The organism is Streptomyces sp. NPDC001100 (assembly GCF_053598575.1).
The window spans coordinates 1-20,252 of record NZ_JBSFKO010000027.1 but is presented as its reverse complement, the minus strand read 5'-3'; the positions used below and the strand labels follow the sequence as shown (position 1 = coordinate 20,252).

General features: G+C 69.8%; 17 protein-coding genes. 8 read left to right on the top strand and 9 right to left on the bottom strand.

What is annotated here, in order from left to right; genetic code table 11:
- Positions 1-125: 125 nt before the first annotated feature.
- Genes ACWDEW_RS32280 through ACWDEW_RS32270 form a run of 3 tightly spaced genes read right to left on the bottom strand, consistent with a single transcriptional unit; the run spans position 126 to position 2,801 of the window.
- Positions 126-533, bottom strand: coding sequence for a YybH family protein (locus tag ACWDEW_RS32280; protein WP_381066884.1), 408 nt, complete (start codon positions 531-533; stop codon positions 126-128).
- Positions 530-1,495 (bottom strand): PDR/VanB family oxidoreductase, encoded by a 966-nt coding sequence (locus ACWDEW_RS32275; protein WP_450517458.1) that lies wholly within the window; start codon positions 1,493-1,495, stop codon positions 530-532. The genes ACWDEW_RS32280 and ACWDEW_RS32275 overlap by 4 nt, the downstream gene beginning before the upstream one ends.
- Before the next feature lie 10 nt (positions 1,496-1,505).
- Positions 1,506-2,801, bottom strand: coding sequence for a Rieske 2Fe-2S domain-containing protein (locus ACWDEW_RS32270; RefSeq protein ID WP_450517456.1), 1,296 nt, complete (start codon positions 2,799-2,801; stop codon positions 1,506-1,508).
- Between the two features lie 313 nt (positions 2,802-3,114).
- Here ACWDEW_RS32270 and ACWDEW_RS32265 point away from each other — a divergent pair, with 313 nt between their 5' ends.
- Together ACWDEW_RS32265 and ACWDEW_RS32260 are read left to right on the top strand one after the other, a co-directional pair.
- Positions 3,115-3,756 (top strand): TetR/AcrR family transcriptional regulator, encoded by a 642-nt coding sequence (locus tag ACWDEW_RS32265; RefSeq protein ID WP_450517455.1) that lies wholly within the window; start codon positions 3,115-3,117, stop codon positions 3,754-3,756.
- 117 nt (positions 3,757-3,873) lie between these two features.
- Positions 3,874-4,296: a GlcG/HbpS family heme-binding protein gene (locus ACWDEW_RS32260; protein WP_450517453.1), complete on the top strand. Its 423-nt coding sequence runs from the start codon at positions 3,874-3,876 to the stop codon at positions 4,294-4,296.
- A gap of 231 nt (positions 4,297-4,527) precedes the next feature.
- Here ACWDEW_RS32260 and ACWDEW_RS32255 read toward each other — a convergent pair whose 3' ends face one another.
- A complete protein-coding gene (locus ACWDEW_RS32255) occupies positions 4,528-5,712 on the bottom strand; it encodes a cytochrome P450 (protein ID WP_450517451.1) in 1,185 nt (394 codons plus the stop codon).
- Between the two features lie 213 nt (positions 5,713-5,925).
- On the opposite strand from ACWDEW_RS32255, the gene ACWDEW_RS32250 reads away from it, so the two are divergent.
- Positions 5,926-7,338, top strand: coding sequence for an IS4 family transposase (locus ACWDEW_RS32250; protein ID WP_450517449.1), 1,413 nt, complete (start codon positions 5,926-5,928; stop codon positions 7,336-7,338).
- A 118-nt stretch (positions 7,339-7,456) separates the two neighbouring features.
- On the opposite strand, the gene ACWDEW_RS32245 is transcribed toward ACWDEW_RS32250, so the two are convergent.
- Positions 7,457-8,338 carry a LysR substrate-binding domain-containing protein gene (locus ACWDEW_RS32245; protein ID WP_450517447.1) on the bottom strand — a complete coding sequence of 294 codons (882 nt, stop codon included), beginning with the start codon at positions 8,336-8,338 and terminating at the stop codon, positions 7,457-7,459.
- A 71-nt stretch (positions 8,339-8,409) separates the two neighbouring features.
- Here ACWDEW_RS32245 and ACWDEW_RS32240 point away from each other — a divergent pair, with 71 nt between their 5' ends.
- The 3 genes from ACWDEW_RS32240 to ACWDEW_RS32230 are packed head-to-tail and all read left to right on the top strand — an operon-like array spanning position 8,410 to position 10,996.
- The gene (locus ACWDEW_RS32240; protein WP_450517445.1) at positions 8,410-9,615 is read left to right on the top strand and encodes a thiolase family protein; all 1,206 of its coding nucleotides are present in this window, start codon (positions 8,410-8,412) and stop codon (positions 9,613-9,615) included.
- Positions 9,612-10,307 carry a 3-oxoacid CoA-transferase subunit A gene (locus tag ACWDEW_RS32235; protein WP_430379321.1) on the top strand — a complete coding sequence of 232 codons (696 nt, stop codon included), beginning with the start codon at positions 9,612-9,614 and terminating at the stop codon, positions 10,305-10,307. Before ACWDEW_RS32240 ends, ACWDEW_RS32235 begins: the two co-directional genes overlap by 4 nt.
- Positions 10,304-10,996 carry a 3-oxoacid CoA-transferase subunit B gene (locus tag ACWDEW_RS32230; protein ID WP_450517442.1) on the top strand — a complete coding sequence of 231 codons (693 nt, stop codon included), beginning with the start codon at positions 10,304-10,306 and terminating at the stop codon, positions 10,994-10,996. Before ACWDEW_RS32235 ends, ACWDEW_RS32230 begins: the two co-directional genes overlap by 4 nt.
- A gap of 461 nt (positions 10,997-11,457) precedes the next feature.
- Here ACWDEW_RS32230 and ACWDEW_RS32225 read toward each other — a convergent pair whose 3' ends face one another.
- From ACWDEW_RS32225 to ACWDEW_RS32215, 3 genes are all read right to left on the bottom strand, one after another.
- The gene (locus ACWDEW_RS32225; RefSeq protein WP_246090750.1) at positions 11,458-13,149 is read right to left on the bottom strand and encodes an MFS transporter; all 1,692 of its coding nucleotides are present in this window, start codon (positions 13,147-13,149) and stop codon (positions 11,458-11,460) included.
- 169 nt (positions 13,150-13,318) lie between these two features.
- Positions 13,319-13,798, bottom strand: coding sequence for a MarR family winged helix-turn-helix transcriptional regulator (locus tag ACWDEW_RS32220; protein WP_246090749.1), 480 nt, complete (start codon positions 13,796-13,798; stop codon positions 13,319-13,321).
- Between the two features lie 127 nt (positions 13,799-13,925).
- Entirely contained in the window at positions 13,926-14,540 is a 615-nt protein-coding gene (locus ACWDEW_RS32215; protein ID WP_359814684.1) for a TetR/AcrR family transcriptional regulator, read from the bottom strand.
- Positions 14,541-14,813: 273 nt separating this feature from the next.
- On the opposite strand from ACWDEW_RS32215, the gene ACWDEW_RS32210 reads away from it, so the two are divergent.
- A complete protein-coding gene (locus tag ACWDEW_RS32210) occupies positions 14,814-18,506 on the top strand; it encodes a family 78 glycoside hydrolase catalytic domain (RefSeq protein WP_450517439.1) in 3,693 nt (1,230 codons plus the stop codon).
- Positions 18,507-19,201: 695 nt separating this feature from the next.
- On the opposite strand, the gene ACWDEW_RS32205 is transcribed toward ACWDEW_RS32210, so the two are convergent.
- Positions 19,202-19,876, bottom strand: coding sequence for a GntR family transcriptional regulator (locus ACWDEW_RS32205; RefSeq protein ID WP_120049453.1), 675 nt, complete (start codon positions 19,874-19,876; stop codon positions 19,202-19,204).
- 208 nt (positions 19,877-20,084) lie between these two features.
- Between ACWDEW_RS32205 and ACWDEW_RS32200 the strand changes: the two genes are divergently transcribed.
- Positions 20,085-20,222: a hypothetical protein gene (locus ACWDEW_RS32200; protein ID WP_450517437.1), complete on the top strand. Its 138-nt coding sequence runs from the start codon at positions 20,085-20,087 to the stop codon at positions 20,220-20,222.
- Positions 20,223-20,252: the final 30 nt, after the last annotated feature.

The following is a 20,252-nucleotide window of genomic DNA, read 5'->3' as shown; positions in this document are numbered from 1 at the left end:
CAGCGGCGATCGCCGCACGAACCGTCTGGGCCGAACTCTGCGTGGTCGGCGTCCCGCCCTGAACCCTCATGTCCGTTCATCGAACAGCGGCGGCTTGAGGGCAGGACGGCCGGCCTTCCCGGGGCTCAGACCGGGGGCATGCGCTTGGCCTGGTGCGAGTGGGCCAGGCGCCAGCCCTCCGGGGTCTCCTCCCAGACCCGCGTGACCGTCTCCTGGACCGGGAAGGGCGGGAGGTTCTCGTCGAAGATGATGTGCATCTCCTGGAGGCAGGTGGTGATCGCGGTGTTGCCCCGCACCGTGATGCTGAGTTCCTCGGCCCTCGTGAAGACCATGCGGCGGCGGGTCCAGGTGAAGTGGACGAAGTCCTTCCCGGCGTCGATCTTCCCGACCGGGCCGTGGACGGCCCGGCAGTCCTCGAGCATGAGGGCGTTCATCGCTTCCTCACCCTTGGTGAGAGCCACGAGCCAGGCGGCCTCCGCCTGCTCGATCGCCTGGACGGTGGAGGTGGCGGATGTTGTCGATGTGGTGGTCACAGGTCCAGCTCCAGAATCGGTGAGTGTGCTCGCGATGAGCAGGTGGTGAACATGCCGTCGGCGCGTTCACGGTCGGTCAGGATGTCGTCGCGGTGGTCGGGCTCTCCGGCGAGGACGCGCACGATGCACTCGCCGCAGATCCCCTGCTGGCAGGAGTAGGGGGCGTCGACGCCGCCTGCGAGCAGGACGTCGAGGACGCTCTCGCCCTCCTTGACCTCGTACTCGCCCCCGGATTTGGCGAGCCGCACGGTGAAGGTTCCGCCGGCCGTGTGCGCAGCGGCGTCCTCGACGGGAGCGAAGCGCTCCTTGTGGATCGCTTCGGCGGGCCATCCGGCTTCGCTTGCGGAGGAGATCACGAAGTCCATGAATCCGCCGGGACCACAGACGTAGAGCGCCGTCTCGGGCTCCGGCGGGCCGATGTCGGCGGCGATGCTGAACCGCTGGTCGTCCGGGCCGTCGTCGAAGTGGAGCCGCACGCGGGGGTTGTGCTCCAGCTCGTCGAGGAACGCCGCATCCTCCCGGCTCCGGGCGCAGTAGTGCAACGCGTACTCCGCGCCCCTGGCTTCGAGCGCGTGCGCCATGGCCAGCAGGGGAGTGACGCCGATACCGCCGGCCACCAGCAGATGGCGACGCGCCTGGTCCGAGACGCCGAACCTGTTGCGCGGGCGGGAGATCCGCAGCCGGTCGCCCTCGCGGAGCCGGTGCATCCCCAGCGAGCCGCCGCGCGACGCCGTCTCGGCCAGTACCGCCAGCCGGTATCGGGTGCGGTCGTGCGGGGGCCCGCACAGGGAGTACTGGCGGACCAGCCCGGCGGCGTCGTCCACCAGTACGTCGACATGGGCGCCGGCGGCGAACTCCGGCAGCTCGGCGTCGCCGGGACTGACCAGGTCGAGCGCCACGATCCGGGCGGTCGCGTCGCGCCGGGCCGCCACGATGGTGTCGAGCCAATCGTTGTTGCTCATTGCTTCCTGCTCAGATGCCGGCGGCGGCCGGGGCGTCGGCGCTGTCACCCGCCGGGCGTTTGCCGAGGGTGAAGAGGCCGGACTGGGTGCGGTGGACCACCGACGAGTCACGGACGATGTTGATCGGGTCCCGCCCGGCCTCGACGTCGTCGGCCATCGCGAGCAGCATCCGGCGGAGCATGACGACGCCGCGGTCCCCGGTGGCCAGGGTCTCCTCGGAGTCCAGAGTGATCGCTCCCTGCGAGCCCTGGGCCTCCGTGTCACCGGGGAACTGATGGCGCTCCTCGTCGGTCAGCTCGTGGTTCTGCTTGCCGTTCTGCGTGATGCCGATGACGAAGCGGACCATGCGCTCGGGGTCGTTGCTGCGGATGGAGAAGAAGAGCCGGTGGCTGGTGTCGTCGGAGGGCACGACCCACAGCAACTGGTCCGGGCGCGCGTCGGGGGTGACCTTCACGTAGTCCGGCAGGCCGAAGACGTTGGGCAGGTGCTGCTCGACCGCGAAGCCGTACTCGGTGACCTCGCCGTCCTCGCCCTCCATCTCGAAGCGCTGGGTGTACTTCACGCCGTGGTCGGTGCGCTCGTACGTCAGCCGCTCGGCGATGGTGGCCGGGTCGAAGAAGTTCTCGGGGTAGCCGAAGGTGCCGGTGCCCAGCATCTGGTAGCCGCTGTGCGTGGAGTGCAGCCAGGTGACGTGCGTCGGGTCGGCGGAGTTCTCGTAGATGTTGAGCCAGCTGAAGTCCGCCGGCATGCCGAGGACCGCCGCGTGCGGGACCGGCCAGCTCGCGAAGTACTTCTCGTCCTGCGCGGGGTCCTCCAGCGCGTCGTAGCGGGGGAGTTCGGGCTTGAGCTCGGGCGGGCCCATGTAGACGAAGACCAGGCCGTAGCGCTCGGCGGCGGGATACCACGGCTGACGGGCCGCGTCGCGCCTGCGCCCCAGGGCCGGCTCGCAGGCCTGCTCGACGCAGCGGCCCTCGACGTCGAACTTCCAGCCGTGGTAGCAGCAGCGGATGCCGTCGTCCTCGACCCGGCCGTAGAAGAGGCTGGCGCCGCGGTGGGCGCAGCGCTCGATCACGACACCGGGCCTGCCCTGCCCGTCCCGGAAGACGACCAGGTCCTCGCCGAGCACCCGCGTCTTCTGCGGCAGGGCGCCGGCGACGAGCGCCTCCGAGCTGGCGACCGGGTGCCAGTAGCGGCGCAGCGCCTCGCCCATGGGCGTACCGGGCCCGACCTCGCGCAGACGGGCGTTGTACGAGGGCTTCGGGCGGCCGTAGGCCGTGCCGGTGTCGACGTCTGAAGTGGTGGTCATCGTTGTCTCCCGTGCGGCTCGGGAGCACAGCCGGTGGCCCTGCAGGGCGGTGGGGATCACCTGCGAGGGCACCGTCGTGTGCAGCCCTCAAATAGGATTGTTAATTCACATTCGCATTTCTTCTCACGTGGCGTCAAGGGTCATGTCCGGGCCCTCGGGAGGGGGTCCGTCGAGGTGCTCCGGTCGGTCGAGTGGGCCGGCGACGCAGGGCCTGGCCGAGCGGGACACCGGCCGGACGCACCGCAGTTCGCGGCCCGGCGGCCCGTGTGCGCGAGCTGCCGGGATGCATGCCGACGGCGTATACGCTGAGGCGATGAGTACCGAACCGTCGCTCGATCTGCCGCCGGCGCAGCAGGCGCGCAGCAGGCTGACCCAGCAGCGGATCCTGGAGGCAGGCACCGCCCTCCTCGAAGAGGGCGGCACCGAAGCGCTCACCGTCGCGGCCGTGGCTGCCCGGGCGGGTGTATCCGTGGGCAGTGTCTACCGACGGTTCGGCGACAAGGACCGCCTGATCGCGGCTCTGCAGCACGACATGATCGACCAGTTCCGCGCCGACATCATCCGCCGCTTCGCTCCGCAATGCACGGAGCCGGCCGTGCTGGTCGCCTCGGCGGTCGCCGGCCTCGCGGAGACGTATCAAGCGCACGAGCGCCTGATGCGCGTCTTCCTGGCCGCGGGCGCCACCGATCCCGCGGTGGCTCGGGTCGGGTCCGAGGCCGCCATCGATGCCGGCCACGTCTTCCGGCGGTACCTGGAGCCGATCCTCCCGGTGATCGACGCACCTGAGCCGGACTTGCGTCTGGATGTCGTCTATCGCTTGATCTACGGGACCTGTCAGAACCGCGTGCTCTACGGCGAACTGTTCGAGTCCGACCGGCCGCTGACGTGGCGTCAGCTGACGGACGAGCTGGTGAACGTCGCCCGTCTGTACCTGCTCGGCGCGCCGGCGCGGTGACCTCCGGACCGGAAAATGTGAATGTGATTCCTCCTTCACATTCGCCTTGGTTGGCGACATACTGAGCGGACTCCACGGAAGACGGCCGGCGGAGTCGACCAGGGAAGGAACCGCTCCATGCGAGAGCCGCTCAGCTACGAGATCGCACACGGCGCCGCACTTGCCGCTCTGGAAGCGGGAAGGGCCGACGGGCACCAGGTGTGCGCTGTCGTGGTCAACCGAAGTGGCGTCACCAAGGTCCTTCTCAGCGACGACGGCGTCGGCCTCCTCGGCGTGGAGACCGCGCGACGCAAGGCCTACACCTCGGCCGTGAGCGGTGTCCCGACGGCCAAGTTCGCGGCCTTCGCGGCGTCCCCCCAGATGCAGGTGGCGCCTCCCCACCTGGTCGATGCCAACCTTCTGCCGGTCGCCGGCGGCGTGCCGATCGTGACGGCCGACGGGGAGGTCATCGGGGCGATCGGCGTGGGCGGGGCGGACGACGTCACGGACGACCGCATCGCGCAGCAGGCTCGCGATTCCGTCGCGAAGATCGTCGCGTAGGCCTGTCGCCTGATCGGCACGGTGGCCGTCCTGAGCGTCGTCGCGTCCCCTGGGCAGGGCTGATCTCCGTGTGCCGGTCAGCATGCCGGACCCCGCCTCGCGCCACCGGCTCGCCCCGGAACATCGCTCCGGGGCGATAGGACGAGGACGGTGCCCATGCCGGGGGGTGAGCCGGAGGCCGCGGCCGAACCGCGTGTGCGTCTCAGTCACGCCGAGTCTCCGCACAGTCCCTCAGGACCAGTACAGACGAACCGGCAGGGACTGCAGATGCCTTACGGTCAGGCCGGGCTGGTAGTCGAGTTGCTCCGGTGCAACCGCCAGCTCGAAGCGTCGCACCGTGTGCAGCAGCACCTCCAGAGCGGTGCGCGCCTCGAGGCGGGCGAGGGCGTGACCCAGGCACGTGTGCTCTCCCCGGCCGAACGCGAGGTGTGCGTGGGGCGAGACACGGTCGAGGTTGATCTCTGCGGGCCGTTCGGTCAGCCTCGCGTCACGGTTGCCGGCTCCGAAACTCACCAGGAGGCGAGCGCCGGCCGGAATCGGGGTGCCGCCGAGCTCGGTGTCTCGGGTCGCGGTCCGGAACAGCCCCTGAACGGGCGACTCCAGGCGCAGCGACTCCTCGAGGAACGGGGCCAGCCGCGACGGGTCCTGCCGCAACTGCTCGGCCAGCCGCGGATCCTCGGCCAGCAGCCTGACGCTGCTGCTGATGGCATCGGCGGTCGTCACGTTGCCGGCGAACAGCAGCTCGAGGACGAACCGGGTGGCGTCCTCCGCGTCGAGCCCGGAGGCCGCGATCGTCTGCAGAATGGTGGTCTCCTGCCCGACACCGGCGGCCGCTTCCAGCGCCGGCGCCAAAAGCGCGCCGAACTCCTCGCAGGCCCGAATGAAGCCGCCCAGGTCCGGTGAAGAGGTGAGGGAGGCGAGCACCTTCTCCGAGAGCCGCCGCATCTCGACGGTGTCCGCTTCCGGGACACCCAGCACCGTGGCGATGACAGCGATGGGCAGCTTGATGGCGAAGTCGGCCACGAAGTCAACCTCATCGCGCCCACGCAGGCCCTCGATCAGCTCCGTGGACGTCGCCCGGATCTGCGGTTCGAAAGGAGCGATCCGGCGGGATGTGAACGCCCTGGCCGCCAAGCGGCGGCGCCGGGTGTGCTCCGGCGGATCACTGGTGATCAGATAGAACCCTGTCTTCGTCGCCCCACTCCTCGGCTCGATCGGCGGGAGTCCGAGCGCGTCGAGCGAGGAGAACGTCTCGACGTCACGCAGTACCGCGTCGATGTCGTCGGCCCGAGTAACCATGAAGGCGTTGGCCTCCTCGACGAAGGCCACCCCTTGCTGCCGCAGTCGGGCATAGAGCGGGTAGGGGCAGTACGAGGTCTCGGGCCCGGCCTGGGCAGTCATCTCAGGGTTGGACACGGCTTCCTCCCTGTCCGTTCGGCGGCTCGCCGACATTCAAAAGCCGGGGCGCGTGCACCCAGGGCCCGTGGAACATCGTCAGCGGGTCATGCTGTCAACGCCGCTGCGTTAGGAATCTTGATTCGTCCGCAACCCCCGCCTGAACAGGAGGAACGGGACTCCTGGTAGATCAGCTTGTGTCGAGCAAGGTGATCATCGAGTCCGGGAGTCCCGTTGCGGGAGAAGTCTGTCATCACGCGCGCGATCGAGGTAGCCGGGGGTGTGTTTGCTCCGGGGCATCTGGGCGAGTTGACGCAGATCGTGGATTTCGCGCTGGTGGACGCGGTGCTGGTCGAGACGCGCGCGGTGCAGCGGCGGATCCGTCTGCTGCCGGCGCGGGTGGTGGTGTACTTCGTCCTTGCGCTCGCCCTGTTCGAGGACTGCTCCTACCGGGCTGTGTGGGACAAGCTCACCGCGGGGCTGGCCGGACTGCCGTTGGTCCGGCCGCACACCTCCTCGTTCTCCCGGGCCCGTCGTCGGCTGGGCGCACGGCCGCTGCGGGCGCTGTTCGAAACACTGGCCGGGGCCGTGGCCGACAGAGGCACGCCCGGTGCCTGGTGGTGCGGGATGCGCACGGTCGCCTTCGACGGGACCAGCCTGCAGCTGCCCGACCGCGTCCCGGTCACCGACCGGTTCCCCAAGCGCAGCGGAGCGGAGCGCGAGTTCGGCTACCCGCTGCTGCGGCTGGTGACCTTGGTGGAGACCGGAACCCGGGCGGTGATGGCCGCCGCGTTCGGACCTGAGAACGAGGGCGAACTCCCCTACGCCAACCGCCTGTTGGCCCGGCTGGAGGCATCCATGCTGGTCCTCGCGGATGCCGGATTCGACGCGATCGGCTTCCTGCACGGCATCCGCGCCACCGGAGCCCACTTCCTGGTGCGTTCCTCGGCCACCCGTCGCCCGCTGGCGCAGGATCGTCTGCCCGACGGCTCCTACCTGACCCGCCTGACCGCGCAGTACCGGGCCGGGCGCGGCTACGACATGCTGACCGTCCGCGTGATCGAGGCCTGGATCACCGTGAGACTGGCGGACGGAACCATACGCCGTGAACAGTGGCGGCTTCTCACCAGTCTCACCGACCCCACCCGGTATCCCGCCCAGCGTCTGGTGACCCTGTATCACGAGAGGTGGCAGGCGGAGACCGCCTACGCGAATGTGAAAGCGACCCTGCTGGACGGCCGCGTCCTGCGCTCCGGACACCCCGCCGACCTCGACCAGGAGGTCTGGGGCATCCTCACCGTCTACCAGGCCCTGATCCGCATCGCCCTGGACGCCGCCGCCCAGCAGCCGGGCCTGGACATGGACCGGCTCAGCTTCACCGTCGCCCTGAACGCCGCCCGTGACCAGGTCGTCACCGCCTCCGGCATCCTTCCCGCCGACCCCATCCGCCTGATCGGCGCGATCGGCCGTGCACTGCTGGCCAGCCTGCTGCCGCCCCGCCGCCAGCGCATGAAAGCCCGCAGCCTCAAGAGTCACAGCAAGTACGCCCCGAACGTCGGCAAACATCCCGCCACCACCCAGAACTACACCCTCCACACCGAAATAGCGATCATGGAGAAGGGGCTTGCATCCCGCTCGAACCGGTAAACGCAGCGGCGTTGGTCATGCTGTACGGACTCGGCCGGTGAGGACATAGCAGTGGCCGTTGAATGAACAACGCCTGCCGAGCGGTCACGAACCGAGAGGGAACGGACTCGACGCCCTCTCAGAACATCGCCTGGAGGATTCCCACGGTGCGCGCCAGGTGTGGCTCGGAGCGGTCCGTGCGGTGGGCGACGGCCAGCTCCACACGTGCGTCGGGTCCGGCCAGCGGCCGGTAGGCGACGCCGTCGAGCGCCAGGGCGGTCACCGGCTCGGGTACGACAGCGACGCCGAGCCCGCCGGCCACGAGCGTGATGAGCGTCGAGGTCTCGCCGACCTCGTGGCGGATGTGCGGTTCGACGCCGGCGTCGCGCAGCAGGCCCAGGACGACGTCGTACATCACCGAGCGGCGGTCGGCGGAGTGCACGATCAGGTCGGCATCCGCCAGGTCCGCTGCCCGCAACCGCTTCCGGCGGGCAAGGGGGTGGTCGACCGGTACGGCCACGACCAGCCGGTCCCGCCGCACAGTACGGACGGTGAGGGAGAGGTCGGCCACGGGAGGTCGCAGCAGGGCCACGTCGATCGCGCCGCTGCGCAGTGCCTCTACCTGGTCGGGCGCGAGCATCTCGCCACGGAAGGAGAAGTCGACGCCGGGCAGCTCCTTGGTGAGCCGCCGCGAGAGCGCGGGCAGGAGGCTGTACGTCGCCGAGCCCACGCACCCGATCGCGAGGTGCCCGACCGAGCCCGCGGCGACGAGGCGTGCGTGCTGGGCGGCCTCGTCGACATCGGCCAGGATGCCGCGCGCCCGCTGGAGATAGGCCCGGCCCGCCTCGGTCAGGTCCACGCGTCGTGTCGTGCGGTGCAGCAGCTCGACGCCGAGCTCCGCCTCCAGCTGCCGGATCTGCTGGGACAGCGGGGGCTGGGCCATGTGGAGCCGCTCGGCCGCACGACCGAAGTGCCGCTCCTCGGCCACCGCCACGAAGTACCGGAGATGGCGGAGATCCATATGTCGTCCATATCAATCGGCTCGGATATGCGTACTTCAGAATATCGCCGCCCAAGGCTAGCGTCGTTCCCATGAGTGCCTTCCTCTACGCCGCGACCCGGACACCGTTCGGCCGCTTGGGCGGCGCGCTGGCCGGCGTCCGCCCGGACGACCTAGCCGCCGCCGCGATCACCTCGACGCTCGCCAGGGTGCCGGGCTTCGACCCGGCCGCGATCGACGACGTGGTGTGGGGCAACGCCAACGGCGCAGGCGAGGAGAACCGCAACGTCGGCCGCATGGCCGCGCTGCTCGCCGGCCTCCCGGTGAGCGTGCCCGGCACCACGGTCAACCGGCTGTGCGGTTCGAGCCTCGACGCGGCGATGACGGCCGGCCGGATGATCGAGACCGGCGATGCCGAGGTGGTGCTGACCGGCGGTGTGGAGTCGATGACGCGTGCGCCGTGGGTGCTGCCGAAGTCGGCGAAACCGTTCCCGGCCGGTGACGTCACCGCCGTCTCCACCACTCTCGGCTGGCGGCTGGTCAACCCGCGGATGCCGAAGGAGTGGACGGTCAGCCTCGGCGAGGCCAACGAGCAGCTCCGGGAGCGCTTCGGCATCTCCCGCGAACGGCAGGACGAGTTCGCCGCCCGCTCCCACCAACTCGCCCATGCCGCGTGGGAGTCGGGCTTCTACGATGACCTGGTGGTGCCGGTCGACGGCGTCGACCTGGCCCGTGACGAGGGCATCCGGCCCGGCTCCACACCGCAGGTGCTGGCGGGCCTCAAGCCGGTCTTCCGTACAGCGGAGCAGGGCGGCACCATCACCGCGGGCAACGCCAGCCCGCTCAACGACGGCGCCTCAGCGGTGCTGCTGGGCAGCGAGAAGGCCGCCGCCGCGATCGGCGCCGATCCCATCGCCCGCATCGCCGGCCGCGGTGTGATGGCGCTTGAGCCGCAGGCCTTCGGCTACGCCCCGGTCGAGGCCGCGAACCGTGCGTTGGCCCGGGCCGGGATCGGCTGGGACCAGGTGGGGGCGGTCGAGCTGAACGAGGCGTTCGCGGTGCAGTTGCTCGCCTGCCTGGACGCGTGGAAGATCGACCCGGCCATCGTCAACCAGAAGGGCGGCGCCATCGCGATCGGGCATCCGCTGGGCGCCTCGGGCGGCCGCATCCTCGCGACGCTGGCCAAGGTGCTGCGCGAGACGCGGCAACGCTACGGCGTCGCCGCGATCTGCATCGGAGTCGGCCAGGGCCTGGCCGTCGTACTGGAGAACTGCGACGTCACGGAGGCGACCCGATGAGCCGGGCGGAGATCGTCGAGAGCGCGGATGCGGCCGTCGCCGGGATCGAGGACGGGTCGACCGTCCTGGTCGGCGGGTTCGGCCTGGCCGGGATGCCGTTCGATCTGATCGACGCGCTCATCCGGCAGGGCGCGAAGGACCTCACGATCGTGTCCAACAACGCCGGGAACGGCGATGTCGGCCTGGCTGCGCTGCTGGCCGCCGGCCGGGTGCGCAAGGTGCTCTGCTCCTTTCCGCGCCAGGCCGACTCCTGGGTCTTCGACAGCCTCTACCGCGCCGGGAAGGTCGAGCTCGAAGTGGTGCCCCAGGGCAACCTCGCCGAGCGGATGCGCGCGGCCGGTGCCGGCATCGGCGCGTTCTACTGCCCGACCGCGGTCGGCACGCCGCTGGCCGAGGGCAAGGAGGAGCGGGAGATCGACGGCCGGAGGTACCTGCTGGAGTACCCGATCAAGGGCGACTACGCGCTGATCGGCGCGCACGTCGCGGACACGATGGGCAACCTCGTCTACCGCAAGACGGCCCGCAACTTCGGACCGGTCATGGCCACGGCCGCGACGACGACCATCGTCCAGGTCGACGAGGTTGTCGCATCAGGGATGCTCGACCCCGAGGCCGTCGTCACCCCGTCCATCTACGTCGACCGGGTCGTCCAGGTGAAGGCCCGCCACTACACCGTGCAGGGGGCCCGATGACCACGACATCAAGCGACCGGATGCACACCGACCATCCGCTCTCGATGGACGAACTGGCCGCCGTCATCGCACGCGACATCCCGGCCGGTGCCTTCGTCAACCTCGGCATCGGGCAGCCCACCAAGATCGCCGACCACCTGCCGGCCGGCTCCAAGGTGGTGCTGCACACCGAGAACGGCATGCTCAACATGGGGCCGAAGGCCGAGGGCGACGCGGTCGACCCCGACCTGACCAACGCGGGCAAGGTCCCGGTGACCGAGCTGCCGGGGGCGGCGTACTTCCACCATGCCGACTCCTTCGCGATGATGCGCGGCGGTCACCTCGACGTCTGCGTCCTGGGTGCCTACCAGGTCGCCTTCAACGGCGATCTCGCCAACTGGCACACCGGTAAGCCCGACGACATCCCCGCCGTCGGCGGCGCCATGGACCTGGCCATCGGCGCCAAGGACGTCTACGTGATGATGAGCCTCTTCACCCGCTCCGGGGAGCCCAAGCTCGTACCGCAGTGCACCTACCCGCTCACCGGCGTGGGCTGCGTCAGCCGCGTCTACACGGACCACGGCGTCTTCGACGTCGGCCCCGAGGGCGTACGGATCCGGGAGACATACGGCATCGAGGCCCACGAACTCGCGCAGCGACTGGGCATCCCGTCGGCTCAGGGCACCGGTGGGATTCACCAACAGCCTTAAGACGCAGCCGCCCGCTCCCGTCACCACTGGTCGCGTGGCCGCACAAGCGGTCCGCGCACCCTCTCTCCCCGGACGAGTCAGCGGAAGCGGCCGCACCGGCCCGGGGTTCCGGTCCGGGCCGGTGCGGTTTCGGGGGATCGCGTCCGCTGCGTCGGCCGGCGGCGTCGGGCCGCACATCATGGACGGGTGCTGGTGACTCACACGTGGACCGGGCTCCGCTCGGATCCGCGGCAGCTCGCACGGGGCGTCGCGTTGCGGCTCGCGGCCGTCTTCGGCACCGAATACGGGCTCTCCCACATCGGCCACTGGGCGACGGCCCGGCAAGGGCCGACGGCCATGTGCAGTGAATCCCGGACCGGTGGCGGCAGGCCGTTCCCTACCGCCACCGACCACCGGGTCCAGATTTCTTCACCGCCAGGCCGGCCACCCTTCCACCTCTGGCGCGTCCGGCCCGGTGTCTGTCACTCGCTCGGGTGGAAGGACCGGACGGCGGTAGCGGCACCCCCGGTCGCCGCCGGGACGGGCGAATCGTGTGCAGTCGGCGCGCCCGGGACAGCGGCCGGGCTCGGCACGTTCTCGTCATTCTCGTTCGTCCGGCCTCGGAGGCCGCACGCCGCGAGGGCGGCGCCCACGAGGGCGAGGATGCCGGTGACCAGCACGGCGGTGTGGACGCCGTTCATGAAGGCGGTGTGGCTGCCCTCCACCACGGCCGCCCTGAGCTGGGCGGGCATCGCATCGGAGACCGGGGCGACGCCCATCGCGACCGCGTCCTTCGCCTCCTCGAAGCGGGCGGCTGCCGAGTGGGGCACGCCGGCGTCGGTCAGTGAGTCGGTGAGCGTGGAGCCGACGCGGCTGCTGATGAGGGAGACGAGCACCGATGTGCCGAGCGCGCCGCCGACCTGGAGCGAGGTGGCCTGGAGACCACCCGCGATGCCGCCGTCCTTGACAGGGGCGTTGCCGACGATCGCGTCGGAGGACGCGGACATCACGATGCCGACGCCCAGGCCGAGCGCGACGAAGGGCGGCCACAGGACGGCGTACGACGAGTCGGCGCTCCACGCGAGCATCGTGAACGCGGCGCCGGCCTGCAGCACCATCCCCAGCGGCATGGTCAGACGCGGGCCGAACTTCTCGGTGAGCTTCGCGCCGAGCGGCGAGGCCAGCATGGAGGCGAGGCTGAGCGGCAGGGTGCGCACGCCGGACTCCACCGGCGTGAAGCCGCGTACGTTCTGCAGGTACAGCATGATGAAGAAGATCGCGCCGAGCAGGACGAAGAAGTTCAGCGCGGTGACGAACGTACCGATCGTCAGGGCCGGGTTGCGAAACAGCCGCATGGGCAGGAGGGGGTGCGCGACGCGGGTCTCGTACCAGCCGAAGAGGACCAGGACGACGACGCCTCCGACGATCGCGCCGAGCGTGCCGGCCGAAGTCCAGCCCCACGTCTCGCCCTTGACGACGCCGAAGACGACGGCGAGCAGTCCGAGCGCGAGCAGCACGACGCCGGGCACGTCGAACTTCTCACTCGCGGCGGCCTCGTTCCTGGACTGAGGCAGCACCAAGAGGCCGAAGACAAGGGCGATGACGCCGATGGGGGCGTTGATGTAGAAGACGGACTCCCAGTCGACGTGCTCGACGAGCAGTCCGCCGACGATTGGGCCGAGCGCGGTGGAGACGGACGAGATCATCGCCCAGATGCCGACCGCCATGCCGAACTTCTTCGGCGGGAACACGGCACGCAGCAACGCGAGGGTGTTGGGCATGAGCATCGCACCGAAGAGGCCCTGCACGGCCCGGAAGGCGATGACGCCCTCGACCGAGCCGGCGAGGCCGATCGCGACGGACGCGACGGTGAATCCGACGACGCCGACGAGGTAGACCGTACGGCGACCGAGGCGGTCGCCGAGCTTGCCGCCGAGGATGAGGGCGGCGGCGAGCGCGAGCAGGTAGGAGTTGGTGACCCACTGCAGTTCGGCGGTGGAGGCGTTCAGGTCGCGGGCGATCTCGGCGTTGGCGATCGAGACGACGGAGCCGTCGAGGCCGACCATGAACAGGCCGAGACCGACGGCGATCAGCGTCAGCCAGGGGTTGGCGCGGCGAGCGTGGCTGCGGGGGCCGGACATGGAGGGCGCTGTGGAGACAGCGGTGACAGGCATGTGTGAGCTGTCCTCTGGGACGTGAGGCGCGCGGCTGGGGCGCGGGGACATGTGCGGGGAAGCTGCGTAGGGGAGCAGCACACCCAGCCCCGCCGCATGAGCGGCAAGGGCAAAGGGCGGTAGGCGTACGCAGAGCCGGACCGGTAGGCGGACCCGTCAGCCGGACCGGTCAGGCGGCGTGGTCACGCAGGCGCCGGGTGAGAGCTTCGAGGGCGCCGAGCGCCGAGCCGAGAGCAGCGCGGTCGCCTTCGGTGAGGGTGCGCAGCGCGGACGCGAGATACGCCGCCGCGAAGTTCTCCACCTCGCCGATGCGCTGACGAGCCGTGGCGGTGACACGCAAGTGCGCCACGCGCTTGTCGGTGTCGTCCTGACGCCGCTCGAGCAGGCCCGCCTCGGTGAGGCGGGTGACCAGGGCACTGACGTTGTTCGGCACCATCCGCAGTGCCTCGGCGGCGTTGTGGACGGTGGCGCCGTCGTGCTCGGCGACGTACTGGAGCAGGGCCAACTGCCGCTCGGGCAGGTTCGGATAGGGCAACTGCCGGTCGATGCTCTGCTTGAGGTGCCGGTTCAGTGCAGGCAGACACGCCACGAGGCCTGCGGCCACCTGGTCGACGCCCTGGCTCCTGTGAGCCTCACTGATTCCGGTCACGTCACCAAGTTATCTATGAGGAGAAACCTATGTCAAAATACTTATTGGCTCCACGAGGTCCAGGTTCGTGACCCGAAGTGCGGCGGCGACCAGGTCCGCCGCCGCGTCGAACGTCTGCCGTCGCTGTTCAGCCGGCGTCCGCGGTGTCGTCCGGGCCGAACAGCAGTCGTACGAAGTCGGTGACCGGCCCCACGATGTCGAGGTCCTGATCAAGGACCCACTGCAGCTGGAGGCCGTTGAGCACGGCCTGGAAGAGGACGGCGGCACTCTCGGGGCTGACGCCCTCGCGAAGCCTGCCGCGGGCCGTCTCGTCGGGGAATCCGTCGATGAACTGGGCACGGCTGCGTTCGTAGCGCTCGACGAAGTAGGTGTGCGCGGGGTGATCGGGCCGGGAGGCCGCCGCCGCGAGCTCGATCCACAGCCGCATCAGCTCGGGGGTCTTCTGGTGGTGGCGGATGAGCCCGGCGAGGTAGGGGCCGAGTTGGTCGGGGCTGTCGACCTCCTTCAGTCCTTGCTGCCACTCCTCGGTGTCACGGTCGGCGAGCACCTCGGCGAGGAGTTCGTCCTTGTTGCGGAAGTGGTGCAGCAGCCCGGCGTGGGTGATGCCGGCGCGTTCGGCGATGTCGCGCAGGGACGCTTTGGCGTAACCGTGCTCGGCGAAGCTGTCGCGTGCCGCCCGTACGATCTCCGCCCTGCGGGCAGGGGTCTTGGCGTACGGTCCCCGCGCCTTTGCCTGATCCACGGTGCGCCCACCCTCCTCGACGAAACCGGTCGGGACCGGTTGTTCGCGTCAGCCGAGCTCCAAAACCTACCGCGAGGACAACGCCCTGATTATCGATCCGGGCCATTGTGCTGTGGCCGAATCTGTTCATAAACTTTCCACGCGGAAGGTATTGAAACGTTTCATCGCGCGTTTCATCACGCCTGGCCGTCGGCCGCTGCCCGCCTGCAGCCCACCACGTGTCCGGGGGCGGGGCGCCCCCGTTCCAGCACGGTTATGAAAGGAATCCCTGCCGTGGCCGAGGAGAACAGAAGTGCGTTGAGCCGCCGACACATGCTCGGCATCATCACGTCCGCGGCAGCCGGGGCCTCGCTGCCGCTCGCCACCGCGCCGAACGCCGTCGCGGCGGGCGCAAAGGCAGCGGTCCATCACGCTTCCGCACCGGTGGAGCTGCAGGTCAACTCACGGGTCGCGCCCCTGGGTACGCAGACCGCTCCGGCGTTCAGCTGGGTAGCGCCGGTGGGAAGACAGACCGCGTACGAGATCCAGGTCGGCTCCTCACCGGGCAGGGCCGACGTGTGGCGCAGCGGCAGGGTGGCGGGCTCGAACAGCACCGAGGCGGCCTACGGGGGCGGCGCGCTGCGGTCGGAGCAGGGGTACTTCTGGCGGGTGCGGACCTGGGACGAGACGGGCGCACCCGGCCCGTGGAGCGAGCCCGCTGTGTGGGAGACAGGCCTGCTGAAGGGCGAGAAGGACTGGTCGGGCGCGCGGTGGATCGGTGGCCGCGAGACGCAGGACCACGACTGGGAGGATCTGACCGCGACCGTCGTCTTCCGCGGCGGCCCCGACGCCGCAGCCGGTCTGTCCCTTCTGCTGCGCGCCGAACCCGTCGGCAAGACCTGGGGCGAGGGCCTGAACTGGACCGTCCGGCAGAGCGGCGACGACATGCGTCTGGTCATGACGACCAGTCACTACGCGGGCAACACCTGGGTCGACGACGGGACTTCCGAGCCCGACTGGGGGGTCGACCACTACGACCCGCAGAGCGAGACCAACCCCACCACCTCGGGCACCCGCAGCGTCCCGGTCGGCACGGTCACTCTCCCCGCCTCGACGGGCCTGACGAAGGACACCTGGGCCACCCGCGACCACACGGTCGTGGTCGCCGTCAGCGGTCTCACCGCCACCACCACCGTCAACGGTGTCGAGGTCGACAGCCGCACCCTCACCGGCGACCAGATCCGCCGCCACGGCAGCTTCGGCTTCGCCGGCGGCACCTCCGCCACCGTCCGCAGCGTCCATGTGACCGGCACCGGCGCACGGGACTTCTCCGCCGACCTGACCACGGGCGCCAACCCCTTCGAGAACGGCATCGCCACCCTCGCCGGTCTGACCTTCCCGCCGAAGAACCCCTTCATCCCGTCCAAGAACAGCGTGCTGCCGATCGCCAACCCGGCCCCGGCGCTGCGCCGCGCGTTCACCCTGCCCCGAGGCCGCCGCATAGCCAAGGCCCGTCTGCACCTGAGTGCGGCAGGAAACGTCACCTTCACCGTCAACGGCGAGCCGATCACCGTCGACGGCAAGCAGGCCAACCACGGTCGGACCAATGTGCCCCGCCTGCTCACCGACCAGAGCACCTACGACCGCACGGTCCTCTACGACACCTTCGACGTCACCGAACTGTTGGAGGCCGGCGGCCCCAACGTGCTCGCCGCCGAACTCGGACGCGGCTGGTACGGGGTGACCACACCCCAGGAGTGGTACTGGCAGCTCGCCCCTTACGCGGGCCAGCCCCGCCTGCGCGCGAAGCTCGTCGTGACGTACACCGACGGTTCCACCACCACGCTGATCACGGACAAGGACTGGCTCAGCGCGGACGGGCCCACCACGTTCGACTCCGTCTACTCGGGCGAGAAGTACGACGCCTGCCGCGCCGACGACCTGGGGGAGTGGCGCTCGGTCGACTACCGTGCCGGCCGCGACTGGCGCCCCGCCACCGTCCTGATCCCGCCGGGCAGTTGCTCCGGCCCCTCACCCAAGTACCACGGCAGGCTGCCCGCCACGACGATCCCCGACGGCTTCAAGCCCGCCATCCTGCGCGCCCATGAGGCGGAGCCGGTGCTGGTCAGTCAGACGCTGCGCCCCGTCTCGATCACCGAGACGGCGCCCGGCTCGAAGACCTGGGTCCTGGACTACGGCCAGATCCTGACCGGTCTCGTGCGCCTTCAGCTCACCGGCCTGCGCCCCGACAAGGAGGGCCTCACCCTGCGCGTCCGCGGCGGCAACCGGATCGTCGCCGGCGACGGCACGGCCGCCTCCCCGCTCTCCGTGGAAGAGGAGAACTTCCAGCACGACGCCAACCTCCAGACGCACTACTACACCCTCGGCAGACGGTCGACGCAGACCTGGGAGCAGCAGTTCAGCCACTTCGGCTTCCGCTACCTGGAGGTCATGAACCTGGAGGCGGTCCTCGGCCGAGCCCCGGACCTGGCGCAAGACGCGGACCTCCTGACCGTCGGTGTCGCCCGCACCGGTTTCGCCCGCACCGGCACCTTCACCACCGACAACGCCCTGCTCAACCGCCTTCAGCGCAACCTCGAGTGGGCCGAGCAGAACAATCTGGTCCAGAAGCCCACCGACACCCCCTCCCGGGAGAAGAACGGCTGGAGCGGCGACGCCATGGCCAGCTCCGAGTCGCAGTCCCTGACCTGGGACGTCAACGCCGTCCTCACCAACTACCTGCGCCACTTCCCCGACACCCAGATCTCCACCGGCCAGCTGCCCATGTTCGTCCCCGTCGCCAAGGGCGGCTACGGCTACGATCGCACCCCCGGCTGGAACGCCACGTGGAAGGCCGTGCCGGCCTGGGACTCGGCGTACTTCGTCATTCCGAGGGAGCTGTACACGTACTACGGCAACAGCAGCCTGTTCGCCGAGCTCTACGACCACCAGGACACGCTCCTGACGTACTACGAGACGCTGTTCACCGCCGAGAACGACTACAAGTTCGAGGCATCGCTCGGCGCCTACTCCGGAGCCGAGCCTCCCGGCAGCAACGCCGTCATCAGCCTCGCCTTCTACATTCACTTCTGCGACTACATGGAGAAGGTGGGCCACAGGATCGGCCGCACCGAACGAGCGGCCCACTACGCCCAGTTGGCGCGCACCCTGCGCAAGGCGTTCGTCGCCAACTACTGGGACGCGTCGAAGGGGTACTTCACCCAGGGCAGCATCTCCAGCGAGAACGCCATGGCCATCGCCTTCGACCTGGTCCCCGGCTCCGACCTGGGCCCCGGCGATCCCCGCCATCTGGCCGGCACCAAGACGCTGGAGGAGAACAAGAAGGCCCTCGCGAAGCTCCTCGCGGACCGGATCGTGGCGGCGGACCAGCACATCCAGAACGACATGTACGGCTCGCGCTACGAGTTCAACATCCTCAGCGAGTACGGCTACACGGACATCGCGTTGAAGGCCGTCACCCAGACCGGCGTCCCCGGCTACGTCCACCAGATCGCCAAGGGCGCCACCTCGCTGTGGGAGCAGTGGACCGACCGGCTCTCGGTCAACCACCACTACCGCTCCAACGTGGCCACCTGGTTCTACCAGAGCCTGGCCGGCATCAGGCCGACCTCAACCGCCTACGAGACGCTGCGGATCCGCCCGTACGTCCCCTCGGCCGCGGTCAACAGCCAAGTCCCGACGAGCGTCGACGACACCGACCTGTCTCCCGCGACCCTCGACCACGTCAGTGCCTCGATCGACACGGTGCGCGGTGTGGTGTCCTCGGAGTGGAGGCGCGGCTCGGACGGCCGGATCGACCTAGCGGTGACCGTGCCGTACAACACCGAGGCCGAGATCTGGGTGCCGACCCAGGGCAAGCCCGTCAGCGCGCCCCGGGGGGCCGCCTTCGTCCGTGACGACACCTCGGGCGGCGCGCCGTACAAGGTCTACCGGGCCCGGGCGGGCTCGTACCGCTTCAACGCGTGACCTGGCCGGCTCCCTTCTGCGTCAGTCGCCAGAGGGGAACCCGGCAGCCAGGGTGTTCACCCCGCTGTGCCGATCGGCTGGGGACGGGCGTCCCGGTTGTCCTGCCGACTGCGACGGCCGACCTGGTACGCCGCAGTTCATGGGCGAAGCGCTGCACAGCACCGGCGCGGGGGTCGACCGGCTTCTCGGGACGCCCCACCGACGCACTCACCGCAACGCTCTCCGACGCATTCGAACAATTTCTTCACCCACGACGTGCGCGGGCAACCATGGCGCGGCCCGCGGGCCGGTCTTGGGCGTCCTGCGGTCCGGGCTCTGTGCGGCCACCTGGTTCAGGCGGCCGGTTGCGACCGGTCCACTCGACGGCCGTGGTGCCCAGGCCGCAGGAGTCGGCCGCCGGTGAGGTCATGGAAGCGAGCGCGGCGGTGTGGGTGGCGACCCGCGAGGCGAAGTGGACGAGCCCCCCGGGCAGGACACGTGCGGCTTGAAGGGGCCGACCTTGGCGTCGGTGCAGCAGACGACGCGCACACCTCGCGCGTGCATGGCCGCCGAGCGTCAGGGACCTCGTGCGCGATGGTGTTGCTCGACTCTCCAGGTGTATGAGCCACTGCCGTCCGGGAGCCACGGGCACCTTGGCGTGCCAGGGCAGCTCAGAGAGCGTTTGCTCGCGCGCAGCGCGCCCGCCAAGTCGTTGGTCAGGCCGTCTCGTCGGTGGCTTCCGGCCCGATGCCCAGTTGTTCGACTGCCGAGGTCATGTGCCGGTGCAGGATCTCCTGGGCCGCTGCCGCGTCTCCGCGCGCGATCGCGTCGGCGATGGGGGAGTGGGAGGTCGCGGACATGGCCACGTCGCGGCGCTCGCCGGCGGCGCTCATGATGACCACGCGCATCGGCCCTTCCAGCTGTCGCCATGTTTTGAGAAGGATCGAGTTGCCGGAGAGTTCGCACAGCAGGAGGTGGAAGCCGAGGTCGGCCTCGACCTTCGCGGCCAGGTCCGCTCCTGACTCGAAGGCGTCGTGGAGCTTTTCCAGGGCCTCGCGCAGGGCTTCGGCCGCGTCCTGTCTGCGGGGTGAGGCGATGATCTGCGCCACCGCGAGGCCTTCGAGCGCTTCCCGGACCTGGAAGAGTTCCCGCACCTCGGTCGGGGTCAGCTGGGACACGCGCAGCATGCCGCGGGCGCCCGCGGTGACGAGCCCCTCCTGCTGGAGGTGGCGCAGAGCTTCGCGTACCGTGCCGCGGCTCACTGACAGGTGCTCGGCGATCTCCACCTCTCCGAGGTGGTCGCCTGGGCGGTACTGGCCTGTGGTGATGGCCGTCCGCAAGGCGACGAGCGCGCGCTCCCGGAGGGTCGTCGTGCGGGTGAGACTGGACAAAGCCTGACCGGACACGGTCGAAACCCCTTTCAATGCCGCGAGCGATCATTGTAGCCCAGCTGTCGTCTGTTGACAGTCGGCAGTTCGACCGTCCGGGAGGGTTGACAGGTCTCGCCGTCGGGCCCAGCATCATCTCTCGACTGTTAACAGTCGACAGCCAACAGCGAGTCCGGGACGGCTCGCTCGCCCACGATCAAGGAGGATCGGCATGGCTGAGTCCACGGCGTCGCAGCAGGCGGCGCAGGGGTCGCCCGAACGTCTGAGGGTTGCCGTCGGGTGCGGAGTCGGCGCGACCATCGAGACGTACGACTTCATCGGCTTTGACAAATCTGCTAACGATCACTAGGTGAATGGATGCGCTGACGTGTGTATCTAG